At 54.9% G+C, this 22003-nt stretch carries 15 protein-coding genes; 12 read left to right on the forward strand and 3 right to left on the reverse strand.

The genetic code is table 11. The annotated features are described in order from the left end of the window. Positions 1 to 224 precede the first annotated feature (224 nt). Together hchA and GOB86_RS16590 are read right to left on the reverse strand one after the other, a co-directional pair. Entirely contained in the window at positions 225 to 1094 is an 870-nt protein-coding gene (hchA, locus tag GOB86_RS07845) for a glyoxalase III HchA (RefSeq protein ID WP_165991803.1), read from the reverse strand. A gap of 198 nt (positions 1095 to 1292) precedes the next feature. After that, positions 1293 to 1673 carry a helix-turn-helix domain-containing protein gene (locus GOB86_RS16590; protein WP_408737353.1) on the reverse strand — a complete coding sequence of 127 codons (381 nt, stop codon included), beginning with the start codon at positions 1671 to 1673 and terminating at the stop codon, positions 1293 to 1295. Between the two features lie 180 nt (positions 1674 to 1853). Between GOB86_RS16590 and GOB86_RS07855 the strand changes: the two genes are divergently transcribed. The 4 genes from GOB86_RS07855 to GOB86_RS07870 all read left to right on the forward strand — a co-directional run bounded on the left by GOB86_RS07855 (position 1854) and on the right by GOB86_RS07870 (position 9029). Then, entirely contained in the window at positions 1854 to 2144 is a 291-nt protein-coding gene (locus tag GOB86_RS07855) for a hypothetical protein (RefSeq protein ID WP_165991804.1), read from the forward strand. Continuing rightward, positions 2137 to 4614, forward strand: coding sequence for an AAA family ATPase (locus GOB86_RS07860; RefSeq protein ID WP_165991805.1), 2478 nt, complete (start codon positions 2137 to 2139; stop codon positions 4612 to 4614). Before GOB86_RS07855 ends, GOB86_RS07860 begins: the two co-directional genes overlap by 8 nt. 11 nt (positions 4615 to 4625) lie before the next feature. Continuing rightward, on the forward strand, positions 4626 to 7025 hold the full coding sequence (locus GOB86_RS07865) for an nSTAND3 domain-containing NTPase (RefSeq protein WP_198912030.1): 2400 nt from the start codon (positions 4626 to 4628) through the stop codon (positions 7023 to 7025). 630 nt (positions 7026 to 7655) lie between these two features. Beyond that, positions 7656 to 9029, forward strand: coding sequence for a DUF6538 domain-containing protein (locus GOB86_RS07870; protein ID WP_165991806.1), 1374 nt, complete (start codon positions 7656 to 7658; stop codon positions 9027 to 9029). Positions 9030 to 9372: 343 nt separating this feature from the next. Here the strand turns inward: GOB86_RS07870 and GOB86_RS07875 are convergent, their stop codons facing one another. Next, complete coding sequence (locus GOB86_RS07875; RefSeq protein WP_165991807.1) at positions 9373 to 10464, reverse strand: acyltransferase family protein; 1092 nt, start codon at positions 10462 to 10464, stop codon at positions 9373 to 9375. Between the two features lie 492 nt (positions 10465 to 10956). On the opposite strand from GOB86_RS07875, the gene GOB86_RS07880 reads away from it, so the two are divergent. The 8 genes from GOB86_RS07880 (at position 10957) to GOB86_RS07915 (ending at position 21817) form a co-directional block, all read left to right on the forward strand. Then, positions 10957 to 12564 (forward strand): DUF6538 domain-containing protein, encoded by a 1608-nt coding sequence (locus tag GOB86_RS07880; protein WP_165991808.1) that lies wholly within the window; start codon positions 10957 to 10959, stop codon positions 12562 to 12564. 175 nt (positions 12565 to 12739) lie between these two features. Beyond that, positions 12740 to 13129: a MobC family plasmid mobilization relaxosome protein gene (locus GOB86_RS07885; protein ID WP_165991809.1), complete on the forward strand. Its 390-nt coding sequence runs from the start codon at positions 12740 to 12742 to the stop codon at positions 13127 to 13129. Positions 13130 to 13148: 19 nt separating this feature from the next. Further along, the gene (locus tag GOB86_RS16035) at positions 13149 to 14885 is read left to right on the forward strand and encodes a hypothetical protein (protein WP_242012551.1); all 1737 of its coding nucleotides are present in this window, start codon (positions 13149 to 13151) and stop codon (positions 14883 to 14885) included. 127 nt (positions 14886 to 15012) lie between these two features. Further along, positions 15013 to 16626 carry a class I SAM-dependent DNA methyltransferase gene (locus tag GOB86_RS07895; RefSeq protein WP_165991810.1) on the forward strand — a complete coding sequence of 538 codons (1614 nt, stop codon included), beginning with the start codon at positions 15013 to 15015 and terminating at the stop codon, positions 16624 to 16626. Further along, on the forward strand, positions 16626 to 17027 hold the full coding sequence (locus GOB86_RS07900; protein WP_165991811.1) for a nucleotidyltransferase substrate binding protein: 402 nt from the start codon (positions 16626 to 16628) through the stop codon (positions 17025 to 17027). Before GOB86_RS07895 ends, GOB86_RS07900 begins: the two co-directional genes overlap by 1 nt. Continuing rightward, the gene (locus GOB86_RS07905; protein ID WP_165991812.1) at positions 17024 to 17329 is read left to right on the forward strand and encodes a nucleotidyltransferase domain-containing protein; all 306 of its coding nucleotides are present in this window, start codon (positions 17024 to 17026) and stop codon (positions 17327 to 17329) included. Before GOB86_RS07900 ends, GOB86_RS07905 begins: the two co-directional genes overlap by 4 nt. Next, positions 17322 to 18629 carry a restriction endonuclease subunit S gene (locus GOB86_RS07910; RefSeq protein ID WP_165991813.1) on the forward strand — a complete coding sequence of 436 codons (1308 nt, stop codon included), beginning with the start codon at positions 17322 to 17324 and terminating at the stop codon, positions 18627 to 18629. The genes GOB86_RS07905 and GOB86_RS07910 overlap by 8 nt, the downstream gene beginning before the upstream one ends. Continuing rightward, complete coding sequence (locus GOB86_RS07915) at positions 18626 to 21817, forward strand: type I restriction endonuclease subunit R (protein ID WP_165991814.1); 3192 nt, start codon at positions 18626 to 18628, stop codon at positions 21815 to 21817. The genes GOB86_RS07910 and GOB86_RS07915 overlap by 4 nt, the downstream gene beginning before the upstream one ends. Positions 21818 to 22003: the final 186 nt, after the last annotated feature.

Below are 22003 nucleotides of genomic sequence, written 5' to 3' on the forward strand. Positions count from 1 at the left end.
TACACTCTGTCTGCATCGGGTTTTCTTATAGCTTACGAAAATTTCTTTTGTGCAAAACAGACTTTTTCATAATCTAACCCGATGTACAACCCTTCTGTGAGATTTCCGCGTTGTGGACGCACCAAGCCTTTTGCGGATGCGGCGCAGGTGGTTCTCTACTGTGCGTTCCGAAAGCCCCACGGTCGCAAGCGATTTGACCTGCCTGCGACCGCACGCAGTCACTTTTATTTGTGGGCAGCCTCAAGCAGGACTTCAGCCGCCAGTTTACCGAGACTGTTCGACGCCAGCGGGCTATCGCCCGTCAGCAAAAGACGATCACGATGTACCTGACCGGTAATGCCTTTGTTGACGATTTTTACGTTGTATTTTCGAAGATTTTCACCGACCAGCCACGCCATCGGCCCCGGGATATAGCCGATTTCGATATTGGCACCGGTATCCAGACTGTCTGGAAATACGCACATCTCATATCCTTCGTATGCAAACCTGCCACCATCGACGGCTGTAGCCAGCAGGCTGGCAGGTCCATGACAGAGCGAGATCGTGAAGCGCTCGTTGTTCTGTGCCCAGCGCAGGATATCACCGACCTGTTTGCTGAAAGGCACACCATTGAGAACGCCGTGACCACCTGGAATGAACACGCCGAGATATGGCGTGTCAGCGGTGAAGCCTTCTCCTATTAAGTCAGCAAGCTTCTTCGGTGTTTTGAGCTGCTTTTCGTATTTCTTGTAGATCGATTGGACGGCCTCGTCTTCATGCGGAAAGGCCCACCATTCGAGCTTGACCGGATCGCCGGAGATGGTCGCGATATCGATCTCAAATCCCGCCGCATCCAGATGATACATGGGCAGAAGCATTTCGACCGGATGATTGCCGGTCGAGAAAAACTCGCCGTCTTTCATCATCAGATACCGCTCCTGCGTGCCAATCATCAGGATTTTCCACTTTCCGCCGGTGTAGGGCTTAGGGTAGGTGGTGCCGTCAAAATCGGTCTTTGAAGACGTGTATTGGGTCAGGGAATATTCCGACGGGAAGAAGGCGTTGTCCTCTGCCCGATCGGGCACTGGCGTGCGGCTCAGCTGTTCGTCGCTCATGGGTATTCTCCTGTTGTTAGTCTGTCGCGAGCGAGCGGCTGCTGGTCAGACCTCGCGGTGTCCCCAGTCAGAAAGCGCGGCAGGGATGCAGGAGACCATATGGTGCTTTGTAGCAGAGATGAATGCGGGAAATCCCTCAACACCGGATTGTTGCGCAGAGCGCTCATATGACTTTCCGGTCGCCCGGGATACAATCCTCTAGCCGACGTTCCATTCTCCCCCCGCCTGCGCCATTGAGCGCAGCGACCAATGCGTGGCATCGCGCGGTGTTTCTTCCGGGGTCATGCCGATCGTCTGTGCGATCTCCTCGTCGCCGATCGAACGCGGCGTCCCCGGCCGGGGTTCATCGTAAAGCCCGTCCAGACGGTCCGCCGCAAAACGCCGGCGCCACTTGCCAACCATGTTGATGTCCGCGCCCGTAAGGTCACGGATCGCTTTGTTCTCATGCCCATTGGCGGCGGCAAGGACAATACGGGCTCCCCGCGCAAGCGCTTGGCCCGTCTTGCGCGCCCTTGCCAGAGATTCCAGTTCCTGGGGCTCCAATACCGTCAGTTCGATCGCAACCGCCGTGCGTCCCATTCGATTGCCCCTGCCATCAGGATAATCATATAAACTTCTCGATCAGGACACTAGTTAGCTGATCGGATTGGTGCGGAGACTATCGCTTTCGCTCCGCCCCAAATTAGCTAGTCTTCCCACTAGGGCGGAGGGGCGGTACGGTGCTTTCTTGCTTAATTCGCGGGTGAGCAGGAGGGGGAATTGGTGGACGAGGACGAGACAGCAGCACCAGAGGAGGCGGTGGCGTTCGAAATGATCGCGGAGCTTGCCGGGCCGGACACGGATATGTTGGAAACGCCAGATGCGTTTCTGACCGGGGTCGCTGCTGCGCTCAACGCCTCCGATGATGTGGATGCCGATTTGGCCGCGATCCTGACGGATCATCTGTTGACCGTGATGCCGCACGAAAATGTCATTGCGAATGCCAAGGCGGCGATCCTGACGCTGGCCGCTGAGCGCGCGGCCACGGCCGAGGAAGCGGCCGATGGCTGATCCGACGCTGTTTCACTCGCTGACGCTCGAAGGCTTTCGCGCCTATCTTCAGCCTAAGACCTTCGATTTCAGCAAGAAGCCGAGCCTCGCGATTTTCGCGCCCAATGGTCTCGGCAAGTCGAGTGTCATCGACGCGCTCGAATTCCTCTTCTCCGAACATGGCACGCTCGATCGGCTCGGGCAGCGTGCGCTCAATAACCAGGCCGGCCCGTCCGCGCTGGTCCATAATGGCGCGCAGGCGGCAGGGATCGCGCCGGTGGTCAAGTTCACGACCATCACCGGCAAGGCCACCACTGCGGGAAGCCGCACGGCGCTGGGCAATCCACGCCCGATCCATGCAGCAGCCACCGCAATGAAAGCCGGGTTCGTCGTCGCGCCGATCATCCGCGGTTATACGCTGCGCACTTTCGTCGAAGAGCAGAAGGCGGAGACCCGCTACAGCGACGTGGTGAGCTGGCTGCAGCTCTCGCCACTGGTCGAGGTCCAGAAGAATCTCCGGCTGCTGCGCCGCGAGGTCAAGGCCGCTGCCGAGAGCACGACTGAGCAGGTTCGTCTCGCCGGGCAGCTACGCACCGAGACCGCCCAGGCCGTCCAGGCGTGGGACGACGCGGCTGTGCTCGACTTCGTCAACACAAACGTCATTGCGCCACTCGATCCCGCATTGACGATGGCGGCGCTCGATGCCGCAGACGCCGGCTATGTCGATATCGGCAAACGCGTCGCGGTCGAGGAGAAGAGCGTCGGCCTCGCCGGTCTGCGACAGGTCCGCAACTCGGTTATCGCGCTGTGGCAGAAGATTGTGCCCGAGGACGGCGGCGACCCCGAATATTCGGGTGCCATTGCCGCCTTCGACGAAGCGCTGGCGGTGCTGGCCGATGCCATGGTCACCGAAGCCGACGAGCGCGACAAAGCGGCGGACACGGTCTTCCGGTCGGTGTGGAAGGAAGCCGAGAAACTGTTTGCCGACGATGCTGCGGCTCCGGACAAATGTCCGGTCTGCGCGACGGCGATCGGCGATACCGCTGCCGGAAGCGTCCCCGCGATCCGCGATCTTCTGAAGACCCACCTCGACGATCTGCAAAGCTACAACGACGCCAAGACCGCGCTGGACGACGCCGACAAAGCCACTATCAAGGCGCATAACCAGTTGATCGCGCGGCTTCCAGCGATGATCGATCATCTGTCCGAAGATGATCCCGACGACTTCAGGGCAGCACTCATCGAGTATCAGGCCGGGGTTGCCGCATGGCCGGCCGCCGCCGCCGCCCCTGCGTCCGCCGCGATCACCGCCGAGCTGGAGGCGCGCCTCGCCGGTCTCGACCAGGATATCGCCGACATCGAGGACAAGCAGGGCGAACATACCTGGGTGAAGGCAAAGGCGAGCATCGACCGACTGGTGAAGCTCCAGACTGATGTAGCGGCGGCGACACGGACGACCGAGGAACTCACCGCGCTGCACGAGTCTCTCGGCACCCAGGCCACGCTCGTCTCGGGCAAGATTCGCGAGAAGATTCAGTCGCTGCTCGACACCCTCCAGGCGCCGATGAACGACATCTACAAGGAAATCCAGGGCGACAAGGCCAGGCCGATCCGGCTCGAGCTGCCCAGGGAGGACGATACCAATCAGCAGCGCATGCAGCTGGTCATCGACTTCGCCGACAATCGTCAGGGCGTTGCGCCCGGCGGCTATCTGAGCGACTCCCAGATTCACTCGGTGGCGCTGGCGCTGCGCCTCGCGGCGATCAAGAAGTTCAACAGAGCCGCCCCTGTGATCGCGCTCGACGATGTCGTTACCTCCTATGACGCCGACCATCGCCGCGCGATCGGCGCGCTACTCGCCAAGATGTTCACCGACTGCCAGATCATCCTCGTCACCCATGACGAGCGGTTCTTCAATCACTTGAAGGATCAGCTCGCCGCGAAGGACTGGCAGTTCACGCGCATCATCGGACTAGACCCGGCATACGGCCCGCGCTTCGCCGACCATAAGGTGACAGACGAGATGATCGCCGATCGCTGGGACAAGGGCGAATCCGCTGCCAACGAGATGCGTCAGGCCGAGGAGGAATGGCTGCTCGGCATCGCTCGCGGCTTCGGCGTTAACGTCCGCATCCGTCAGCTCGAGAAGGCCTATTCCTACGAGCGATCCGAATTGGCCTCGGCGATCGGCGGCTTCCTCAGCGATATCAAATTGACGCCGGCCGACGTGCCCGGGGTCAACAACCGATTCATCACCAGCTTGGTGAAGGGCGACATCGAGAATTTCGGCAGCCACTTCCAGGACGCGCCCTATGGCGATGGCTCGATCGGCGACGAGAAGACACGCTGGGGCGAATTCAAAGCATTCTGCGGTCAATTCGAATGCGTGTGTGGCCGAACGAAGTATCAGAGGCCTTTCGGCCTTAGCAAGCCGGTCTGCGCTCACAATAAATGCGAGACACAATTCGAGTTCAAACCGCTTGTCGTGTGAGGAAAGCAAGGTTGAAGCGCTCTGCTATTGATGAGGAAAAACCGAGGAATGCCGACCTATTTCTTCATCGGCGGCAAGGTGAGGGTGTGAGAACTGTGCACAGTCAAATTGAAACTACGGAACGCGATCCACGTAGCGCGCAGGGCCCCTGGAGCGATCTCGCGCTTCACACGATCGGTTGGCGCGCCTTTCAGGACCTTTGCTCGCAAGTCTGCGAAGTGGTCCTAAGGCGCCCCGTCGAAATATTCCGAGAAGCGCAGGACGGCGGTCAGGATGCGGTCTTTCTCATACCCTCGCCAAATGGCGAGCAGCTCATCGGCACGATCCAGTGCAAGCACACTTCGGACGCCGGCAAAGCATTGAAGCTCAGCGACCTCTCCGCTGAAATCGGTAATGTCGAGGAACTCGTTAAAGGCGGCCAGGCAGACACATACATCTTCATGACCAACATGAGCGTGGATGCGCCGGTTGCGGCCGCCATGCGCGCCAAACTGCGCGAGTTCGGCGTTCGCAAGCCGCATATCCTGGGCCGCCAATACATCGTTCGGGTCATCAAGAGTAGCGCACGCCTGCGCGCCCTCGTCCCGCAGGTTTACGGTCTAGGGGATTTGACAGCGATCGTCGATGAACGGCTTAGCGAGCAGAGCCGCGCGCTGCTCGATAGCTGGATTCCGAAACTTCGTACCTATGTTCCAACTCAGGCGCATCGCGACGCCGTCAACGCCATCTCGGACCACGGCGTGGTGCTTCTGCTCGGCAATCCTGCGAGCGGCAAATCGGCGATCGGTGCGATCGTTTCAACGATCGCTTCGGAAAATCCCGACAACACCGTGTTGGCGCTGACCAGTCCACGCGATTTCGAGGCTGGCTGGAATCCCAACGATCCCGGGCGATTCTTTTGGATTGATGACGCTTTTGGCTCGAACGTGCTGCGCGACGATTACGTACAGGATTGGGCGTCGGCGTTTTCGAAGCTGCGCGCAGCAATCAAGCACGGCAACCGCTTCCTGCTGACATCGCGCAAGCATATTTACGAAGCAGCTCGGCGCCGACTGGGGCAGCGTAATCTAGCGCAATTCGCTGATGGCAGCGCCGTGGTCGACGTCGGTGAACTTACCTTCGAAGAGAAGGCACAAATCCTTTACAACCACATCAATTTCGGCGAGCAGAGCCAAAGCTGGCGTTCGAACGTCAAGCCGCATCTAGCCGCCGTTGCCGCCGTCGAAGAGTTCTTGCCCGGAATCGCTGAGCGGCTTGGCGACCCGAACTTTACCAAGGGACTGACGCCGCGCGAAAGTTCGCTCGTCCGCTTCATGGAGGAGCCGACCGAGCACCTTATCGACACGGTCAGCGCACTGGACGAGCAACTCCGGGCCGCGCTCTATCTCATTTACGTACATCAAGCCGGCTTCGATCCCAGCGATCATGATGCGGCGGCAGCGCAGGCGGTTTCGGACTTGACCGGTTTCAGCCTAGCCAAGATCCAAGATTGCTTCGCCGAATTGAAGGGATCCTTTCTCAAGCAATCCGGCGCCAAATGGACCTTCGCGCATCCGACCATCTCGGATGCTCTGACAGAGGTTTTGCGGCAAAAACCTCATATGATGGCCGCACTGATCCGCGGCGCACCAATTGATACGATCCTCGGCAGCTTCACCTGCGAGGGATCGCCGCTTATTCGGGATGCCTTGGTCATTCCGTCCGGGCTGAACGAAGCGCTGGTAGCGCGTCTCAGCCACACGCCGGACGAAAACCATCGAAATTGGATGCTGTTTCACTTCCTGTCCTACAGGGCGAACGACGCGGTTTTCGCCAAACTAATCGGACAGTTTCCGGAGATACTCAGGCGCCACTGCTGGCAGTCCGATCCCCTCGCCAATGACCCTCGGTTTCATACCTACGGCCGCGCCCATCAATTCGGTCTACTCCCGGAAGATTTGCGGTGCGAGGCCGCAAGGAGCCTCGAATCCGCAGCGCTCTCAGACTTCGATATGTCCTTCTTTGCCGAGAGGGGGATGCTCGCACTCATATCGCCGCTTCGTCTCGTCGGATTAGGCTTGGCACTGCGAACCAATCTTCTGCCCGCTCTTGAGGAGAAGATCGACGAGATCGCCGCAGATGCCGATCTGGATGAAGAGCCCGACAGTCACTTCAAGAAATTGCTCGGTGCGCTCGAGCGCATCGAGGAGATGGGCGTCGAGCTGGATGACGATGCGGTTGGCTTGGTCGGCGACGCGCGGGATCAGGTGAATCGGGCGGTCGACGGACTTGAAGAACGCAAGCGGGAGCGCGACGAAGAGAACGAAGACGACACGGACTGGACCTATATCGTCACGCAGAAGAAAGAAGAACCGTCACCGCCGGAACCTGCGGTTACGAAGCGCTCGGTCTTCGACGATGTCGATAAGTGACGATCACCAGATGGGACGATCGGATACAAGCGTATAACTCCGCAACTTCGGCAACTCCTGTCCAGCGGCCGGAAGCAGCCCGAATGACTGCTCTTGTGAGACTACAACGTTCGTGCAGCCAGTAACGAACGTCTCAATTGGTCGTTAATCGTCATAAGCGTGAGCACTGCGAATGGCAGCTTTCGATCACTCCTCCCCGATAACCGACTTACTGCTTGCCCCCCAAATCTGACATCAAGAGGGGGTTCACGGGGGAGAGCAGTGCTCTCCCCCGTGACCAGTTTGCAAACCATCGCGACACAACGTGTCCGCTGGTTTGCACGACTGGCTCTCCTCTTTTCTCTCCTCTTTTTTGACAAGTTAGCTTCACGCCATACATGGCCCCTTCTCTCTTTTGGCTTGACGCCACCAGAGTGTTTAACCAAAATCAGAAGTAGAAAATTCAACCAGAAGACCGCGTGTCATTATCCGCTGTCTTTTCAAGATGTTGCGAAGCTGACCTTGCGGGTCAGTGCGGGTTCGAGTCCCGCAGTTCGCACCACAGACACCTGAAATAGCACGATTTTTCGGCTGAATGAGGGGCAAAGGCTGTCTTTGCTCCATCGTCCTTCCCCACTTAGGGAAGATTTTATGCTCCGAGTTAGAGGCACCACTTACCACTTCCGCCGTATCGTTCCCCCTACCCTGCGAACAGCCCTAAATCGGCGGGAAATCTGGGTTTCCCTGAAAACTGGCTACCAGAACGAAGCCCGCAAACGGGCATCACTCCTTCATGCTAGAACCACAGAACTGTTCATGCAGGCCCACTCTGTGCTGGCTGAACCGGAGGCTTTAAGTAGGCTTGAGGGACTGCGGGTTGCACTGCGGGATTTGCAGAGCGTGAACCTGCCTTCATCTGCTCAGGAAACGGGGGCCATGCCAGTTTCAGCACCGATGCCAAAACCCCGAACAATGAAGAAAACGGCCAAAACACCCAAAGCCCAGCCTTTAATGCTCTCGGACGCTCTGAAACGCTTTGTTCTGGATAATCCCCATGCCAGCGCCGACACAAAAAAAGCCACCCAACGGGCTGTAGACCTGTTCCTGCAAGCCTTTGGCGATGCTCCTGTGTCCATTATCGGTGGCGAGAAGGCTGGAGCCTTACGCGACCTGCTGTTTTCCCTTCCCGCATCACTGGGCAAACGTAAAAGCAATCTTACCCTTGAGGAAGAGGCTCAGAGGGCCAGAGAGGAAGGTTTACCCACCCTGAGCGGTAAGAGCGTCAAAAATCACATGATGAGACTGTCAGCCCTGTGGAACCAGTTACACCAAAGGGAATTGGTCACACGCAACCCGTGGACGGGCTGGAATTTCGAGAATGGACAGAAGATAGTCAGGAGAAGCTGGACGACAAAGGAACTCGCTTTGCTGGCCTCTGCCTCATGGCATAGCACGTCAGTGCCAGAGCAGACCTTCCGACTGGTCACATTGATTGCTGCTTATAGCGGAATGCGATTGGGCGAGATTTGCGCCATGCGCAAAGAAGACCTCCAGACCGTTGACGGTATCCCTTGCTTTCTCATTCGCCCACACCCCGAAACCGGCTGGGCACCCAAGACAGAAGCTGGCACCCGCATTGTGCCCGTACATTCAAAACTGATTGAAGCAGGAGTACTGGTCCTTAAGAATACCATTGACGGCCCTTACCTCATTCCCGGTCTGGAAAACTCGAAACAGGGTATCAGGGGCGCAGCACTGGGACGGGCCTTCTCGTTACTCAAGACCCGTATCGGCCTGCCCGCTGAAATCACGTTTCACTCGTTCCGGCATACCGTCTCCACCCAACTCAGAAACGCAGACGCCAATATTCGGGAAGTCTGGATTGACCGCCTGCTTGGACATGAAGCCACCCACAAAAGTCAGGGCACCACAACCTATCTGACAGGCATTTCAACAGCCAACCTCAAGCAAACCATAGAGGCAATCAGCTACCCCGAAACAACCTTTGCAAACGTGACGATTTAAAAGGGAGCCAGCAGTGTCGAATGGCTACCCATTCGACATCTGGCAAGGGGGAGTGACCTCCCCCGTTGACCCCCTAAAGCACAGAAACCTGTCCTTTTAGCCTGCACCTTGCTGGGCAGTACATATATGGAAAAGAGGGGGTTCACGGGGGAGAGCATTACTCTCCCCCTGACCAGTTTGCAAACCATCGGAACACAACGTGTCCGCTGGTTTGCACGGCTGGCTTCCTAATAATAAAAAATTAACCATACACTTTATTAAACACTTAACCTAAAAAATTTTAACCTGTTTCTGAACACTCAGTTTCAGACTTTCGAAGCAGGCTATCGAATAAGATTACTCTCTAACTTGCCTTAGGTATACTAACGTTATCTTTAGGTTTATAGAAAAGTCTTTCAATATAAAAATAAGTTAAAATGGAACAAATACTTGCTAAGGAAAACCCCATTTCCATTTTTACAGTTGTTCCAAGAAGAATATGATACCGTTTTAGGAAATCGTTTAAGGCACAGAAAACAACAATATGGCATAGATAAAAAGAGTAAGACATTTCGGCCATCCAGAAAATAGTGCTTTCCATGAAGGCAGGGATTTTAATAAAACCACGATTAAGAGAAGCAAAGGCCAAAATACAGGCCGTAACAAAGCTTATTAACGAAATAGCAAGCGGCATATAAGCCTCACCAATAGAATTGGGGGCATTGGTAGAGCAAATAAGGAGACCTGTGACTGCGGTAAGAGACGCAAGTGCTCCCCACTTCGGAAAATAAGCAATAAAAATATTTTCTATTTTTTTGTTGGACATGAGTTTGTATACTAATAGTCCCCAAATAAAACCTGTTGGCCTGAACCAAAACCAATTATTGCCACCGGGAGACCAGAACAACAAGACAACGGCAAGAGCTTTTATAAGCCACCAAAAATACCTTTTCCCCATAAAAAACCAAAGTAACGGCAGAATAAAATAAAATTGATTCTCAAGAGAAAGCGACCAATACCAGCCCAAATGTGATTGATGTAAAGAATTTTCGAAGTTCCTAACTTGGAAAATAGAGGCGGCCCATTTGGCAAAAAGGTCATGCCTCATAGCCCAAACGGCGCTGTCTCCAGATATAGAGCCTAGAAGTAGCAAGACGGTAATCCAGAAGAAGGAGGCGGGGAAAAGACGTAAAAATCGTTTTTTTAGGAAAAGTATTGTTTGCTCTAATTTTTGTTCTACCGTGTTAATTTCACTAGTTTTTCCAAGAAGAATATTCCCCATCAGGTAGCCTGAAATCACAAAAAATATATCAACACCTGCCCATGTCGAGAAAGAATGTTCAATTCCATGGAAAGGATCACGTCCAAATGAGGTGAATAAAATACCTCGATGCGTAATAGCAACTAGAACGATAGCTACCACCCTAAGATATTGAATTTCAATATTTTTTTTCATTAAACGCCTCGCACCTATACTGGGTCGTGATGGAATAGAATGTGTATAATTTATCCTTACATGCTCTATGTGTAGGCTGCATAGTGGGCAAAAGATGTCGCCTATACATCTGTAAATTGAGAACTGCGTGCAAGAAGCGGCGTTTGGTTTCTTCGATAATAGATTTTGAAACCAAAATATCAGCACATCCAAATGTAAAACATCCGACTAGGCCAGTCTGAGAGTTATTCGGGTTAGGCTCTAACATAATCAAGATGAATCTTGACTGCCCCACGGGTTTGCCCGCATAGTGAACCCGCAGTCACCATGTGAAGGACAATTTCTTCTGAAATTATTGTTCTATTTCAATGGGTTGCTTTGTTGGTTGCGACCAAAGCGAGCGGGTTCGAGTCCCGCAGTTCGCACCATAACCTGTTGAAATATAACAGTAAAATGAGAATGTGACGGGTCTGCGGGATTTTCCCGTTTGTCTTCCCAGACTGGGAAACGCAGATGCTCCGACTCATTGGGTCTCACTACCATTTTCGCCGGGCTGTGCCCGTTGCCGTTCAGGCCAGACTGGGCCGAACCGAAATTTCTCTCTCCTTGCAGACTCAGAGTAAGCTGGTGGCCCGCGAACGGGCAGCAGCCCTTTACGCCCGAACCGGCGCACTTTTTGAGAAGGCAAAGACGATGGAGACTGACCTGTCCCGTGAGGAACTGATTGCCCTGCTGACCGAACAGGGCAAAATCATCGCGGAACAGGAAGAACTGCTCACCCTTGCCGATGATGCCTTCCGGGCTGAAAAACGCGCCCTGCAAGCCGATCACGCCATGACTCTGATGGATCAGGCGCAGAAGGAAGGCGCTTTCATCTCTTTCGCCACAGACTCACTCAAAGCACTGGAAGCCCGGCTTCAAAGCATGATGCAGAAAGTCTTTACAGACAGCGCCGTGAGCAAAAAAGAAAAGGACATGCTGCGCGAGCAGATCAAGAGCCTTTCCACCCTGATTGTCGATCTGGGCAAACATCGCCCTGCTGGTTTGACGGAGGCAGCAGCCGGAAGCCCGGTTGAGAATGAACGGCCCCAAGCCCGCAAACCGACCTCTCCGCCTCTTTCCGTCATGGCAGAAAAGTTTGTCTTTGCTGACAAAGACAAGAGCGAAGATACCAAGAAAGCCACGCGCAAGACCGTGGCCCTCTTCATTGAAGCTTTTGGCGACATGCCGGTGAAACAGATCACGGGCACGGTTGCTGGGGAATTTTTCGACCTGCTCTCTAATCTCCCGGCAACACATGGCAAAGGAAGAACCGGCCTTCCCATCCGTGAAGCCGTTGCGCAGGCCCGCGAACGTGGGCAGGAAACCGTCAGCGGGAAGACTGTGAAAAATCATTTCTCCCGTCTGTCCGCTCTTTGGATGCATCTTGTGCAACGCGAGATGGCTGACCGGAATCCATGGGCTGGATGGGATTTCAACATCACAAAGAAGATCGTACGGAGAGGCTGGACAGATAATGAACTGACACGGCTTGCCCATACCCCATGGAATGGCACATCGGTTTCCCATACCACTTGGGCCGGGATCATCAATGTTGGCATGTTTACGGGGATGCGTCTGGGCGAAATCTGTAATCTGAGAAAACAGGATATGGGAATTATTGAAGGGGTTCCGTGCTTTCATGTGCGCCCGCATCCCGAGGACAACTGGTCACCCAAAACCTTGGCAGGCACACGGATCATTCCCATTCACTCACACCTGCTTACCACGGAAGGGCTCGACCTCTTCAGGGATACCGGGGAGCATTACCTGTTCCCTGACCTCACGGTGTCATCGACAGGTGAGCGCGGAGACAATTTTGCGCGGGCTTTCTCGAAGCATAAAAAACGTATCGGTATTCCCGAGGATGTGACGTTCCACTCCTTCCGCCATACAGTTTCCACCAAGCTCAGAAATCAGGAAGCCCACATCAGAGAATTGTGGATAGACACTGTTCTGGGACATGAAGCATCTCACAAATCTCAAGGAACAATGAACTACACAAGCGGAATTGAAGTCGCCAATTTGAAACAGGTCATTGAAGCCCTTCACTACCCAGCAGAGTGCATCATACCTTTTTGAAAGGTTTATTCTCGCCATCTCGTTTGCATCAAAAGAAAGTTCGGAAATCAGGCATCTGAATAGGTTACCCTTACAGGGAGCCAGCAGTGCTCCATGGCTACCCGTTCCGGGTGCATGGCGCAGCTGGCAAGGGGGAAGACTTCCCCCGTTGACCCCCTTTAAGGAGAACCCTGTTATGCCGATTGTCCGCACTTCCCGTCTCTCCGTGAGAGCCAGCCCTGCCGAACTGGACCGCTGGAACCATATCGCCAGCGCTCATGGCCATGCCACAACCGCCCACTGGATACGCTCCCTTCTGACCAGTGCGGAACTGGCCGGGCATGATGGGCCACGCGTTCCCGATGAACTGCGCGGGATACGTCATCAGCTTTCCCGTGTTGGGAACAACCTTAATCAGCTTGCCCATTCTGCCAACTGTGGCGATGCAGTGCATTGCGGGGTTGTCCTGAACGAGATTGAGAAGCTGATCCAGCATCTTGACCGCCTTCTCCCCCGCTCACGGAGACACCGCTCTGACAGGTCTGCCCGTCACAGGTGCGACAGGTCAGCACCGACCCTGCACTGACTGTTTGTGGTCATGCCCCATGATCGTCAAAGAAAGCAGAATTAAAACGCGCAGTGGCGCGGGGGCTTTGTCCCGCCATGTGCTGCATGGTGCGAAGAATGAAGCCATCCGGGTTCTGGCGGGTTCGGACTGGCTCATGCGTGATGCCATGCGCGAAGCCAGACGCGAAGGGCTGACCTATGGCCTGCGCCATATCGCCTTTAATCCAGACGACGCCATGAGCGATGACCAGCTTTCGGGCTTCGCCCGTCGCCTGTGTGAAGAACTCCATGCAGACCCGGAACACCTCACCCTTGTGGTTCACCAGAAGGACGGCAGCACACACGGACACCTGATCCTGCCAGAATGGCAGAGCAACCATGTTCTGGAAAGCCGGTTTACATGGATGCGTCTGGAGAAAGTCGCACGGCTGGAGGAAATCCGGCTTGGTCATGCTCTCGTACCCGGAAGGCATGACAGGGCTATTGCCAAAGCCCTGCGGAGAGAAGGCCATCATCAGGCAGCGGAACAGGTCGCAGCCCTGATCCCTGCACCTGAGAGCGCCAAACCTCGCGCCGCCTACACAGCACAGGCCCGACGGATTACAGAACGACAGGGGCTTGACCTCCCGGCGATAAAACAACTGGTCAGCACCCTCTGGTCACAGTCGGACGGGTTAAAATCATTCCGGGCGGAGCTGGCGGAACACGGCCTGACTATGCGGGAGGGTGATCGAAAAGAAGCACGCCCTGGCGCTCATATCATTGAAACCAGCGATGGAACGCTGATTGGCAGTTTTACCCGGCTGACAAAGGTGCGCATGGCGGAATTCAGGAAGCTGCTGGCAGAAGAATACTCACCGGAACACGAAAAGCCTGAACTGGATATCAGGAGCACCCGTGTTCCTGTGCGCATGATAGCTGAAAATGACCAGACCGGGATACTATCGGCCCCTGCCTCCCCACCAGCCAGAAAAAGAGAACCGAAACGCATTTCCCTGCCACGCAGGAATCAGGCGATTGACGCACTCAGACTCAGGCAGATGAAGGATGTGGACAGGCCAGCCATCATGCAGCACGCCCCTTCGGAACCATTGTATCCGCTGATTCTCAGCGCTGACGAAGCCCGTATCCGCCGTCGGATCAGGCTGGCTATTCAGGCCCAGCAGGCTATCCTTGACCAGAGAGCGCCAGAAGCGGACTGGGCACCACTGAAGAGGGAAGAAATGCTCGCAAAATGGCGCAAAGCCCTCACACCCTACCAGAAGCAACTGCGGAGCAGCTTTGCGCGTTACCATCGTGCCAAAAAAGAGTCGAAACAAGCTGACGAAAGCCGCTGGCAACGCATGACCGGACGAGCCGGGAAACTGGAAAAAGTCTGCCAGCAGCTTTTGCTCGCATTTCTGGAAGTCCTGCGGTTTGTTGTGCAAGCCCTTCTACATGTTGTCGGACTGCGCTCAACACCGCCAGACCCCGTCCGGCCTGTTCTGACAGAACAGGATAGACCTGCCCTTGAAGCATTCAGGAAACAGTATGACGCAGAATTTACTGCTCTGGCCGACCCGGAAAAACTGGAACCATGGCTCTCATACCGCTTTGACAGTCTGGTGCAGGCCAGACAGGATCGCATCTGGAAATGGAACAAAGCCCACCAGCCGGAAAAAGAGCGGGCAAGGCAGGAAATCGCCCGCCTGCGCTCAAAACTGGCTGCTCCAGAAGGCTTGATGAACACCATGGCCGCCGTCCCGACCCGACCGGCCATGGGACCGTCCCCATAAAAAATCCCGGTTCAGCACTGGCACCGATGCCCGACAGAAACCTCTATCCCGCCATTACCTCTCGACCAGATCGCCCGTTTCCGTCAAACTGGAGTATCTGATTATCTGAGAAACAAGGCTTTCTTTCATGCCTCGCGGTCGCCCTCGCAAGAACCCTGATACTGCCCCTGCCCCCAAGAAAACCACCAAGGTGAGCAAGGCCAAGGCTGCGACCGCAACACTGGGCTTTGAGCAGCAGATGTTTCTGGCGGCTGACAAGCTGCGCAAGAACCTTGAACCCTCAGACTACAAGCATGTGGCCCTTGGCCTGATCTTCCTGCGCTATATCTCTACAGCCTTTGAAGCCCGCCATGCTGAACTGATGCAGGACGACCCGGCAGCGGCGGAAGACCCGGACGAATATCTGGCTGAAAACATCTTCTGGGTGCCTGAAACCGCCCGCTGGTCTCACCTCAGGGACAATGCCCGTTCCTCCGGCATCGGCAAGATGATTGATGAGGCCATGCTGGCCATTGAAAAAGCCAACCCGGAGCAGCTCAAGGGGGTTCTCCCCAAGGATTACGGACGGCCTGCCCTTGATAGCGTGATGCTGGGGGAACTGATCGACCTGATTTCCGACATCGGTATGGGCGATACAGACGATAAGGCGCGGGACGTGCTGGGCCGGGTGTACGAATACTTCCTCGGCGGGTTTGCCGGAGCCGAGGGCAAGCGTGGGGGCGAGTTTTACACGCCTTCCAGCGTGGTGCGCACGCTGGTTTCCATGCTCGAACCCTATAAGGGCCGGGTGTATGACCCCTGTTGCGGTTCTGGCGGCATGTTCGTGCAGTCTGAACGCTTTGTGGAAACCCATGGTGGCAAGCTGGGTGACATTGCCATTTACGGGCAGGAGAGCAACCACACCACATGGCGTCTGGCCCGCATGAACCTTGCCGTGCGGGGTATTGGCGCGGATATTCGCTGGAACAATGAAGGCAGCTTTCTGCGTGACGAGCTGAAAGACCTGCGCTTTGACTATATTCTGGCCAACCCGCCCTTTAACGTGTCGGACTGGTGGAATGCGTCCCTGGAGGAAGATCCGCGCTGGCAGTATGGCAAGCCGCCTGCGGGCAATGCCAACTATGCGTGGCTTCAGCATATCCTGTGGCATCTGGCTCCCGACGGCACGGCTGGCGTGGTGCTGGCCAATGGCTCCATGTCCTCCAACCAGAACAGCGAAGGCGAAATCCGCCGCCGGATGGTGGAAGCCGATGTGGTGGACTGCATGGTGGCGCTGCCCGGTCAGCTTTTCTATTCCACCCAGATTCCGGCCTGCCTGTGGTTCCTCACCCGCACCAAAAAGCAAAAAGGCTGGCGGGACCGGCGCGGGGAAATCCTGTTTATTGACGCCCGCAAGCTGGGCACGATGGTTGACCGCACCCGCCGGGAACTGACGGACGAGGATGTGGCCCGCATTGCTGACACCTACCACGCATGGCGTGGAGAAAAGGGTGCGGGCAAATATGAGGATAGTCCCGGCTTCTGCAAATTCGCCACGCTGGATGAAGTAGAGCAGCACGGCTTTGTGCTGACACCGGGCCGCTACGTGGGCGCAGAGGAAGCCGAAGAAGACAGTGTGCCATTTACCGAACGCTTTGCAGCCCTTGAGAAGACGCTGAAAGAGCAGTTTGCACAGGGAGAAGCCCTGAACGCTAAAATTACCGCCTACCTGAAGCTGATCGTGCAGAAGGAGAGTGCGTAATGCTGTATCTTACCCCATTGGAACGCGCACTCGACCGGCTGACGGAAGGCTGGGCGCGCCACCTTGCCCAGCCAGACGACGAACAGTTGCGGGACGGCCTGATCCAGCGTTTCGAGTTTACCTATGAACTCAGCCACAAAACCCTGAAACGCTTTCTGGAAGCCAATTCCGCCTCGCCCGAGGAGTATGACCGCATGGGCTTTCCGGACATGATCCGCTCCGCCAACGAGGCCGGACTGCTGAAAAGCGCATGGCCCCAGTGGAGCGTGTTTCGCAAAATGCGTAACCTGACCAGCCATACTTACAACGAGGCCACAGCCAAACAGGTTGTCGCCACCATTCCAGATTTTATCGCAGAAGCCGAGTTTCTGCTGGCCACGCTGAAAGAGCGCACAGCGTGACGGGGCAAATCGACATCACGCCCGAAGAGCGGGCCATTGTGCTGCGGATACTCAACGAGATTGTGCCCGACCGTGAAGTACGGGCTTTTGGCTCGCGCGTGACGGGCAAGGCCAAACCATTTTCTGATCTTGATCTGGCGGTTATGGGTGATGAGCCTTTGTCTCTGGAAACGCGAGCACGGTTGGAAGATGCTTTTTCTGAATCAGAACTACCGTGGAAAGTTGATGTGCTAGATTGGGCGCTGATAGACGTAGAATTTCAAAATATAATTTCTAAAAAATGGACTATTTTTTATGAATAGTATGAATTTATCTAGCCTCCTTACTTTCACACGAGATGGTGAATGGGGGCAGAATAAAGCTGGTCCGGGATTGGTTGAGATGAGGGTCATCCGAGGAACAGATTTCAAAAATATTCAGATTGGCGATATTTCGACTCTTCCTGTTCGATATATCCCAGAAAACGCGGCATCACGAAAAATACTTCAACCCAATGATATACTCTTTGAAACTGCCGGGGGAACAAAAGATCAGCCAACAGGAAGATCAGTATTCTTACCAAAAAAAATCTTCTCTTTATCAAAAATTCCATTAATTTGCGCAAGCTTTAGTCGATTTTTACGAGTCGATTCGGAAAAAATTGATCCTTATTTTCTATATTTATACCTAAATTACATTTATAATAAAAGAATTATTTACAAATACCACGTGCAACACACAGGGGTTGCACGATTTCAATTTACACAATTTACAAAAGAACAAAATATACCTATTTTCAATACTCATCAACAACGAGCTATAAGCTCTATTTTCAGCGTTCTTGACGACAAAATAGAGCTCAACCGCCGGACGAACGAAACGCTGGAAGCCATGGCGCGGGCGTTGTTTCGGGACTGGTTTGTCGATTTTGGCCCGACACGGGCAAAAATGGCCGGAGAAGCTCCTTACCTCGCACCAGAACTGTGGGAACTCTTTCCCGACGGGCTGGATGAGGAAGGGAAGCCTGAGGGGTGGAAGACGGAACCTCTAGACGAAACAGCCACATTTTTAAATGGTTTAGCTCTTCAGAAATACCCCGCTACCGGTGATACATCGCTTCCAGCGATCAAGATCGCACAATTACGTTCAGAAAATACCGAAACAGCTGATCCTGTTTCCCCTGACATTCCAGATGACTACATTGTTGAGCAAAATGACCTCTTATTTTCATGGTCTGGTAGCCTGCTTTGTAAATTTTGGAACGGGCAACGTGGAGCATTAAACCAGCATCTTTTCAAAGTAACATCAAAGCGCTTTGAACCATGGTTCATTTATGAATGGATTCAGTTCTACATGCCTGAGTTTCAAGCCATTGCAGCAGCCAAGGCAACAACGATGGGACATATACAAAGACGGCACCTGACTGAAAGTCTTGTAACGATCCCACCTTCAAATATCGTGCTGGCTGCAAACAAATCTATTGGCAGTCTGATTGAACAGATTCAGTCTCATAATGGGCAATCCCACACTTTAACCCACCTTCGAGACCTCCTCCTCCCCAAACTCATGTCCGGCGAGATCAGCATTCGGGATGCCGAAAAGATGGTGGAAGACGCTGCATGAGCTTTCTGTCCGAAAACGAGATCGAAGACTGGGCCTGCGATATTCTGCGTGAATGTGGCTACACCGTTGTGTGGGGGCCAGATATCGCCCCCGGTGGCAAAAAGCCCGAGCGTACCTCGTTATCGGACGTCATTCTGGAAAAACGCCTCCGTGCAGCAATAGACAAGCTGAATCCGCACCTTCCCCAAGCCTCACGCGATGAAGCCCTGCTGGCCCTGATCCGCGAAGACACACCCGACCATGTGGACGAAAACCGCCGCCTGCATGACTATCTGGTCAATGGCGTGCCGGTGGATGTGGTGCGCGAGGATGGCACCCAGTCTGGCGATCGGGTAAGCCTGCTGGATTTTGAGAACCCGGAGAACAATGACTTTCTGGTCGTGCGCCAGTTCGTCATTGAAAAGGACGAAGCCAACCGCAGACCAGACCTTGTTCTGTTTATCAACGGTATGCCGCTTGGGGTCATTGAACTCAAAAGCCCCAGTTCTGAAAACGCCACGCTGGATTCAGCCTGGAACCAGTTCCAGACCTATCGCAACCTTATTCCATCGCTGTTCCGCTTCAATGAAGCCTTGATGATTTCGGATGGCACACAGGCCCGCGTTGGCTCGCTCACAGCGGACCGTGACCGCTTCATGCCATGGCGCACGATCAACGGCGAAGACCTGATCGCCAAAAACCATGAGGAAATGGAAACCGTTCTGCGGGGCGTGTTCACCCCGCGCTGTTTCCTGGGCCTGATCCGTGACTTTGTGCTGTTTGGTGAGAAGAACGGGAGTCCCATCAAGATTCTGGCGGGCTATCACCAGTTCCATGCCTGCCGAAAGGCCGTGGCTCAGACTGTGCGGGCCTCTGCCCCGGATGGAGACCGCAAGGTCGGGGTAGTCTGGCACACGCAGGGGTCCGGCAAGAGCCTGCTCATGACCTTCTATGCAGGCGTGATCGCCCGCCACCCGGAGATGGAAAACCCCACCATCATTGTGCTGACAGACCGCAATGATCTGGACGACCAGCTCTTCGCCACCTTCTCCGGCGCACAGGCTTTGTTGCGTCAGACACCGGAACAGGCGGATAGCCGGGAGGACTTGCAGAAACTCCTCCGGCGGACCTCGGGCGGTGTCATCTTTACCACCTTACAAAAGTTCCAGCCTGAAGACGGGGAAACCAGTCTGCCTATGCTGACCGACCGGCGCAATGTGGTGGTCATGGCAGATGAGGCGCACCGCAGCCAATATGGGCTGGAAGCCAAATTCAACCCCAAGACCGGCAAAATGACCTACGGGTTTGCCAAATACCTGCGCGATGCCCTGCCCAATGCCTCCTTTATCGGTTTTACCGGCACCCCCATTGAAAATGCCGATGTGAACACACGCGGGATTTTTGGCGAGTACATCGACATTTACGACATCGCGCAGGCTGTCGAGGATGGAGCAACCGTGCCCATCTATTACGAAAGCCGCCTTGTGCGCATCGAACTGGATGAAGACCTCAAGGAAGAGCTGGACGACGAACTGGCTGATATTGTCGAAGGGCTTTCTGAAAACGAGGAGCACAAGCTCAGCCAGAAATACTCTCGCGTGGAAGCGTTGGTCGGCTCGGAACCCCGCCTGCGCCGGATAGCCGAAGACCTTGTGACCCATTTTGAAAACCGCCTGACTGCCCTTGAGGGCAAAGGCATGATCGTGGGCATGAGCCGCGCCATCTGTGTGGCGCTCTATAACGAGATCATCCGCTTGCGCCCCACCTGGCATAGTGACGATGACAATGAAGGGGCCATCAAGGTGGTGATGACCGGCAGTTCATCTGACCCTGCCGGATTCCAGCCCCATATTGGCAAGAAGTCCAAGGCCCGGCGTGAGCTACTGGCAAAGCGCATGAAGGACAACAACGATCCGCTCCGACTGGTCATTGTGCGCGACATGTGGCTGACGGGCTTTGACGTGCCCTCCATGCACACCATGTATGTGGACAAGCCCATGCGCGGACATGGGCTGATGCAGGCCATTGCCCGCGTCAACCGCGTGTTCAAGGGCAAACCCGGCGGCTTAGTGGTGGATTATATCGGTCTTGCCCAGAACCTGAAGACGGCTCTGGGCGAATACTCCGCCGGAGACCGCGAACAGGTCGGCATTGATGAAGGCGAGGCCATCCGCGCCTTGCTCGAACGCTACGAAGTGGTGCGGGCCATGTTCAATCCCGCTCAGGCAGGCGGCTTTGACTACCGCCCAGCCTTGCAGGATGGCGCAACACCCAAGGCCAAACTGTCCATTATGGCGGGAGCGCTTGACCATATTCTGGGCCAGCAGCAACGGGCCATGGCCTCCGCCAAAAATGATGAAGAGCGTAAAGCGGCCCAGAAACGCTACCCGGATGCCGTCAAGGCACTCTCGGTTGCCTTTGCACTGGCGTCTGCCAGTGATGAAGCTGCCAGACTGCGCGATGAAATCGGGTTTTTTGAAGCTGTCAGGGCGGCTCTGGTCAAGAGCGTGAGCACGGGCAGCGATGGACGCAGTGCGCAGGAGCGCGAACTGGCCATCAAGCAACTGGTCAGCAAAGCGGTCATTTCAACCGATATCATCGACATCATGGAAGCCGCAGGCATTGGAAAGCCTGATATTTCCATCCTCTCGGACGCCTTCTTGCAGGAAGTGCGGGAAATGCCCCAGCGCAATCTGGCCATTGAAGCGCTCAAGAAGCTGCTGGAAGGCCAGATACGCAGCCGGACACGCACCAATATCACGGAAGCCGAAGCCTTCTCACAGAGGCTGGAACAGGCTGTCGCCCGCTACCATGCCAATGCCCTGACATCCGCTCAAATTCTGGATGAACTCATCCGCATGGCCCATGACATGGCCTCCGCCCGTGACCGTGGCGAAGAACTGGGTCTGACGCAGGAAGAAATCGCCTTCTATGACGCACTGGCCCAGAACCAGAGCGCCAAGGAAGCCATGGGCGACCCCAGCCTGCGGGTTATCGCCACAGCGCTGGTGAAGACCATTCGGGAAAATGCCACTGTAGACTGGACAGTGATGGCACAGGCTCGTGCCAAAATGCGGACTTCCGTCAAACGCCTGCTCCGGCAGTATGGATATCCGCCCGATATGGAAGCGGAAGCGGTCAAACACATCCTGCGTCAGGCGGAGCTGTTTGCGCCTATTTGGGCGGGCCAGGAAAAAACGTCAATATAATTATTGCAGAAATTATTAATATAAACAGAAAAAATTTTATTTTTTTATTGTAATTTTACAACATAGAAATTATTTATCTCCCCGCCATGATTAAATTTACTCTTGATTTCCAGTAATTATTTTATAAAATTCCGTTACAACTTCGATAGAAATACGTTCAATATATTAATTCCCAACAAAGCTAGG

It is taken from the genome of Acetobacter lambici (assembly GCF_011516885.1).
Lineage (GTDB): Bacteria > Pseudomonadota > Alphaproteobacteria > Acetobacterales > Acetobacteraceae > Acetobacter > Acetobacter lambici.

Coding starts and splice junctions, on each gene's coding strand:
- GOB86_RS07910 (WP_165991813.1), top strand. CDS start 17,322: ATGAATAGTATGAATTTATCTAGCCTCCTTACTTTCACACGAGATGGT.
- GOB86_RS16035 (WP_242012551.1), top strand. CDS start 13,149: ATGATCGTCAAAGAAAGCAGAATTAAAACGCGCAGTGGCGCGGGGGCT.
- GOB86_RS07915 (WP_165991814.1), top strand. CDS start 18,626: ATGAGCTTTCTGTCCGAAAACGAGATCGAAGACTGGGCCTGCGATATT.
- GOB86_RS07875 (WP_165991807.1), bottom strand. CDS start 10,464: ATGAAAAAAAATATTGAAATTCAATATCTTAGGGTGGTAGCTATCGTT.
- GOB86_RS07880 (WP_165991808.1), top strand. CDS start 10,957: ATGCTCCGACTCATTGGGTCTCACTACCATTTTCGCCGGGCTGTGCCC.
- GOB86_RS07885 (WP_165991809.1), top strand. CDS start 12,740: ATGCCGATTGTCCGCACTTCCCGTCTCTCCGTGAGAGCCAGCCCTGCC.
- GOB86_RS16590 (WP_408737353.1), bottom strand. CDS start 1,673: ATGGGACGCACGGCGGTTGCGATCGAACTGACGGTATTGGAGCCCCAG.
- GOB86_RS07895 (WP_165991810.1), top strand. CDS start 15,013: ATGCCTCGCGGTCGCCCTCGCAAGAACCCTGATACTGCCCCTGCCCCC.
- GOB86_RS07860 (WP_165991805.1), top strand. CDS start 2,137: ATGGCTGATCCGACGCTGTTTCACTCGCTGACGCTCGAAGGCTTTCGC.
- hchA (WP_165991803.1), bottom strand. CDS start 1,094: ATGAGCGACGAACAGCTGAGCCGCACGCCAGTGCCCGATCGGGCAGAG.
- GOB86_RS07900 (WP_165991811.1), top strand. CDS start 16,626: ATGCTGTATCTTACCCCATTGGAACGCGCACTCGACCGGCTGACGGAA.
- GOB86_RS07870 (WP_165991806.1), top strand. CDS start 7,656: ATGCTCCGAGTTAGAGGCACCACTTACCACTTCCGCCGTATCGTTCCC.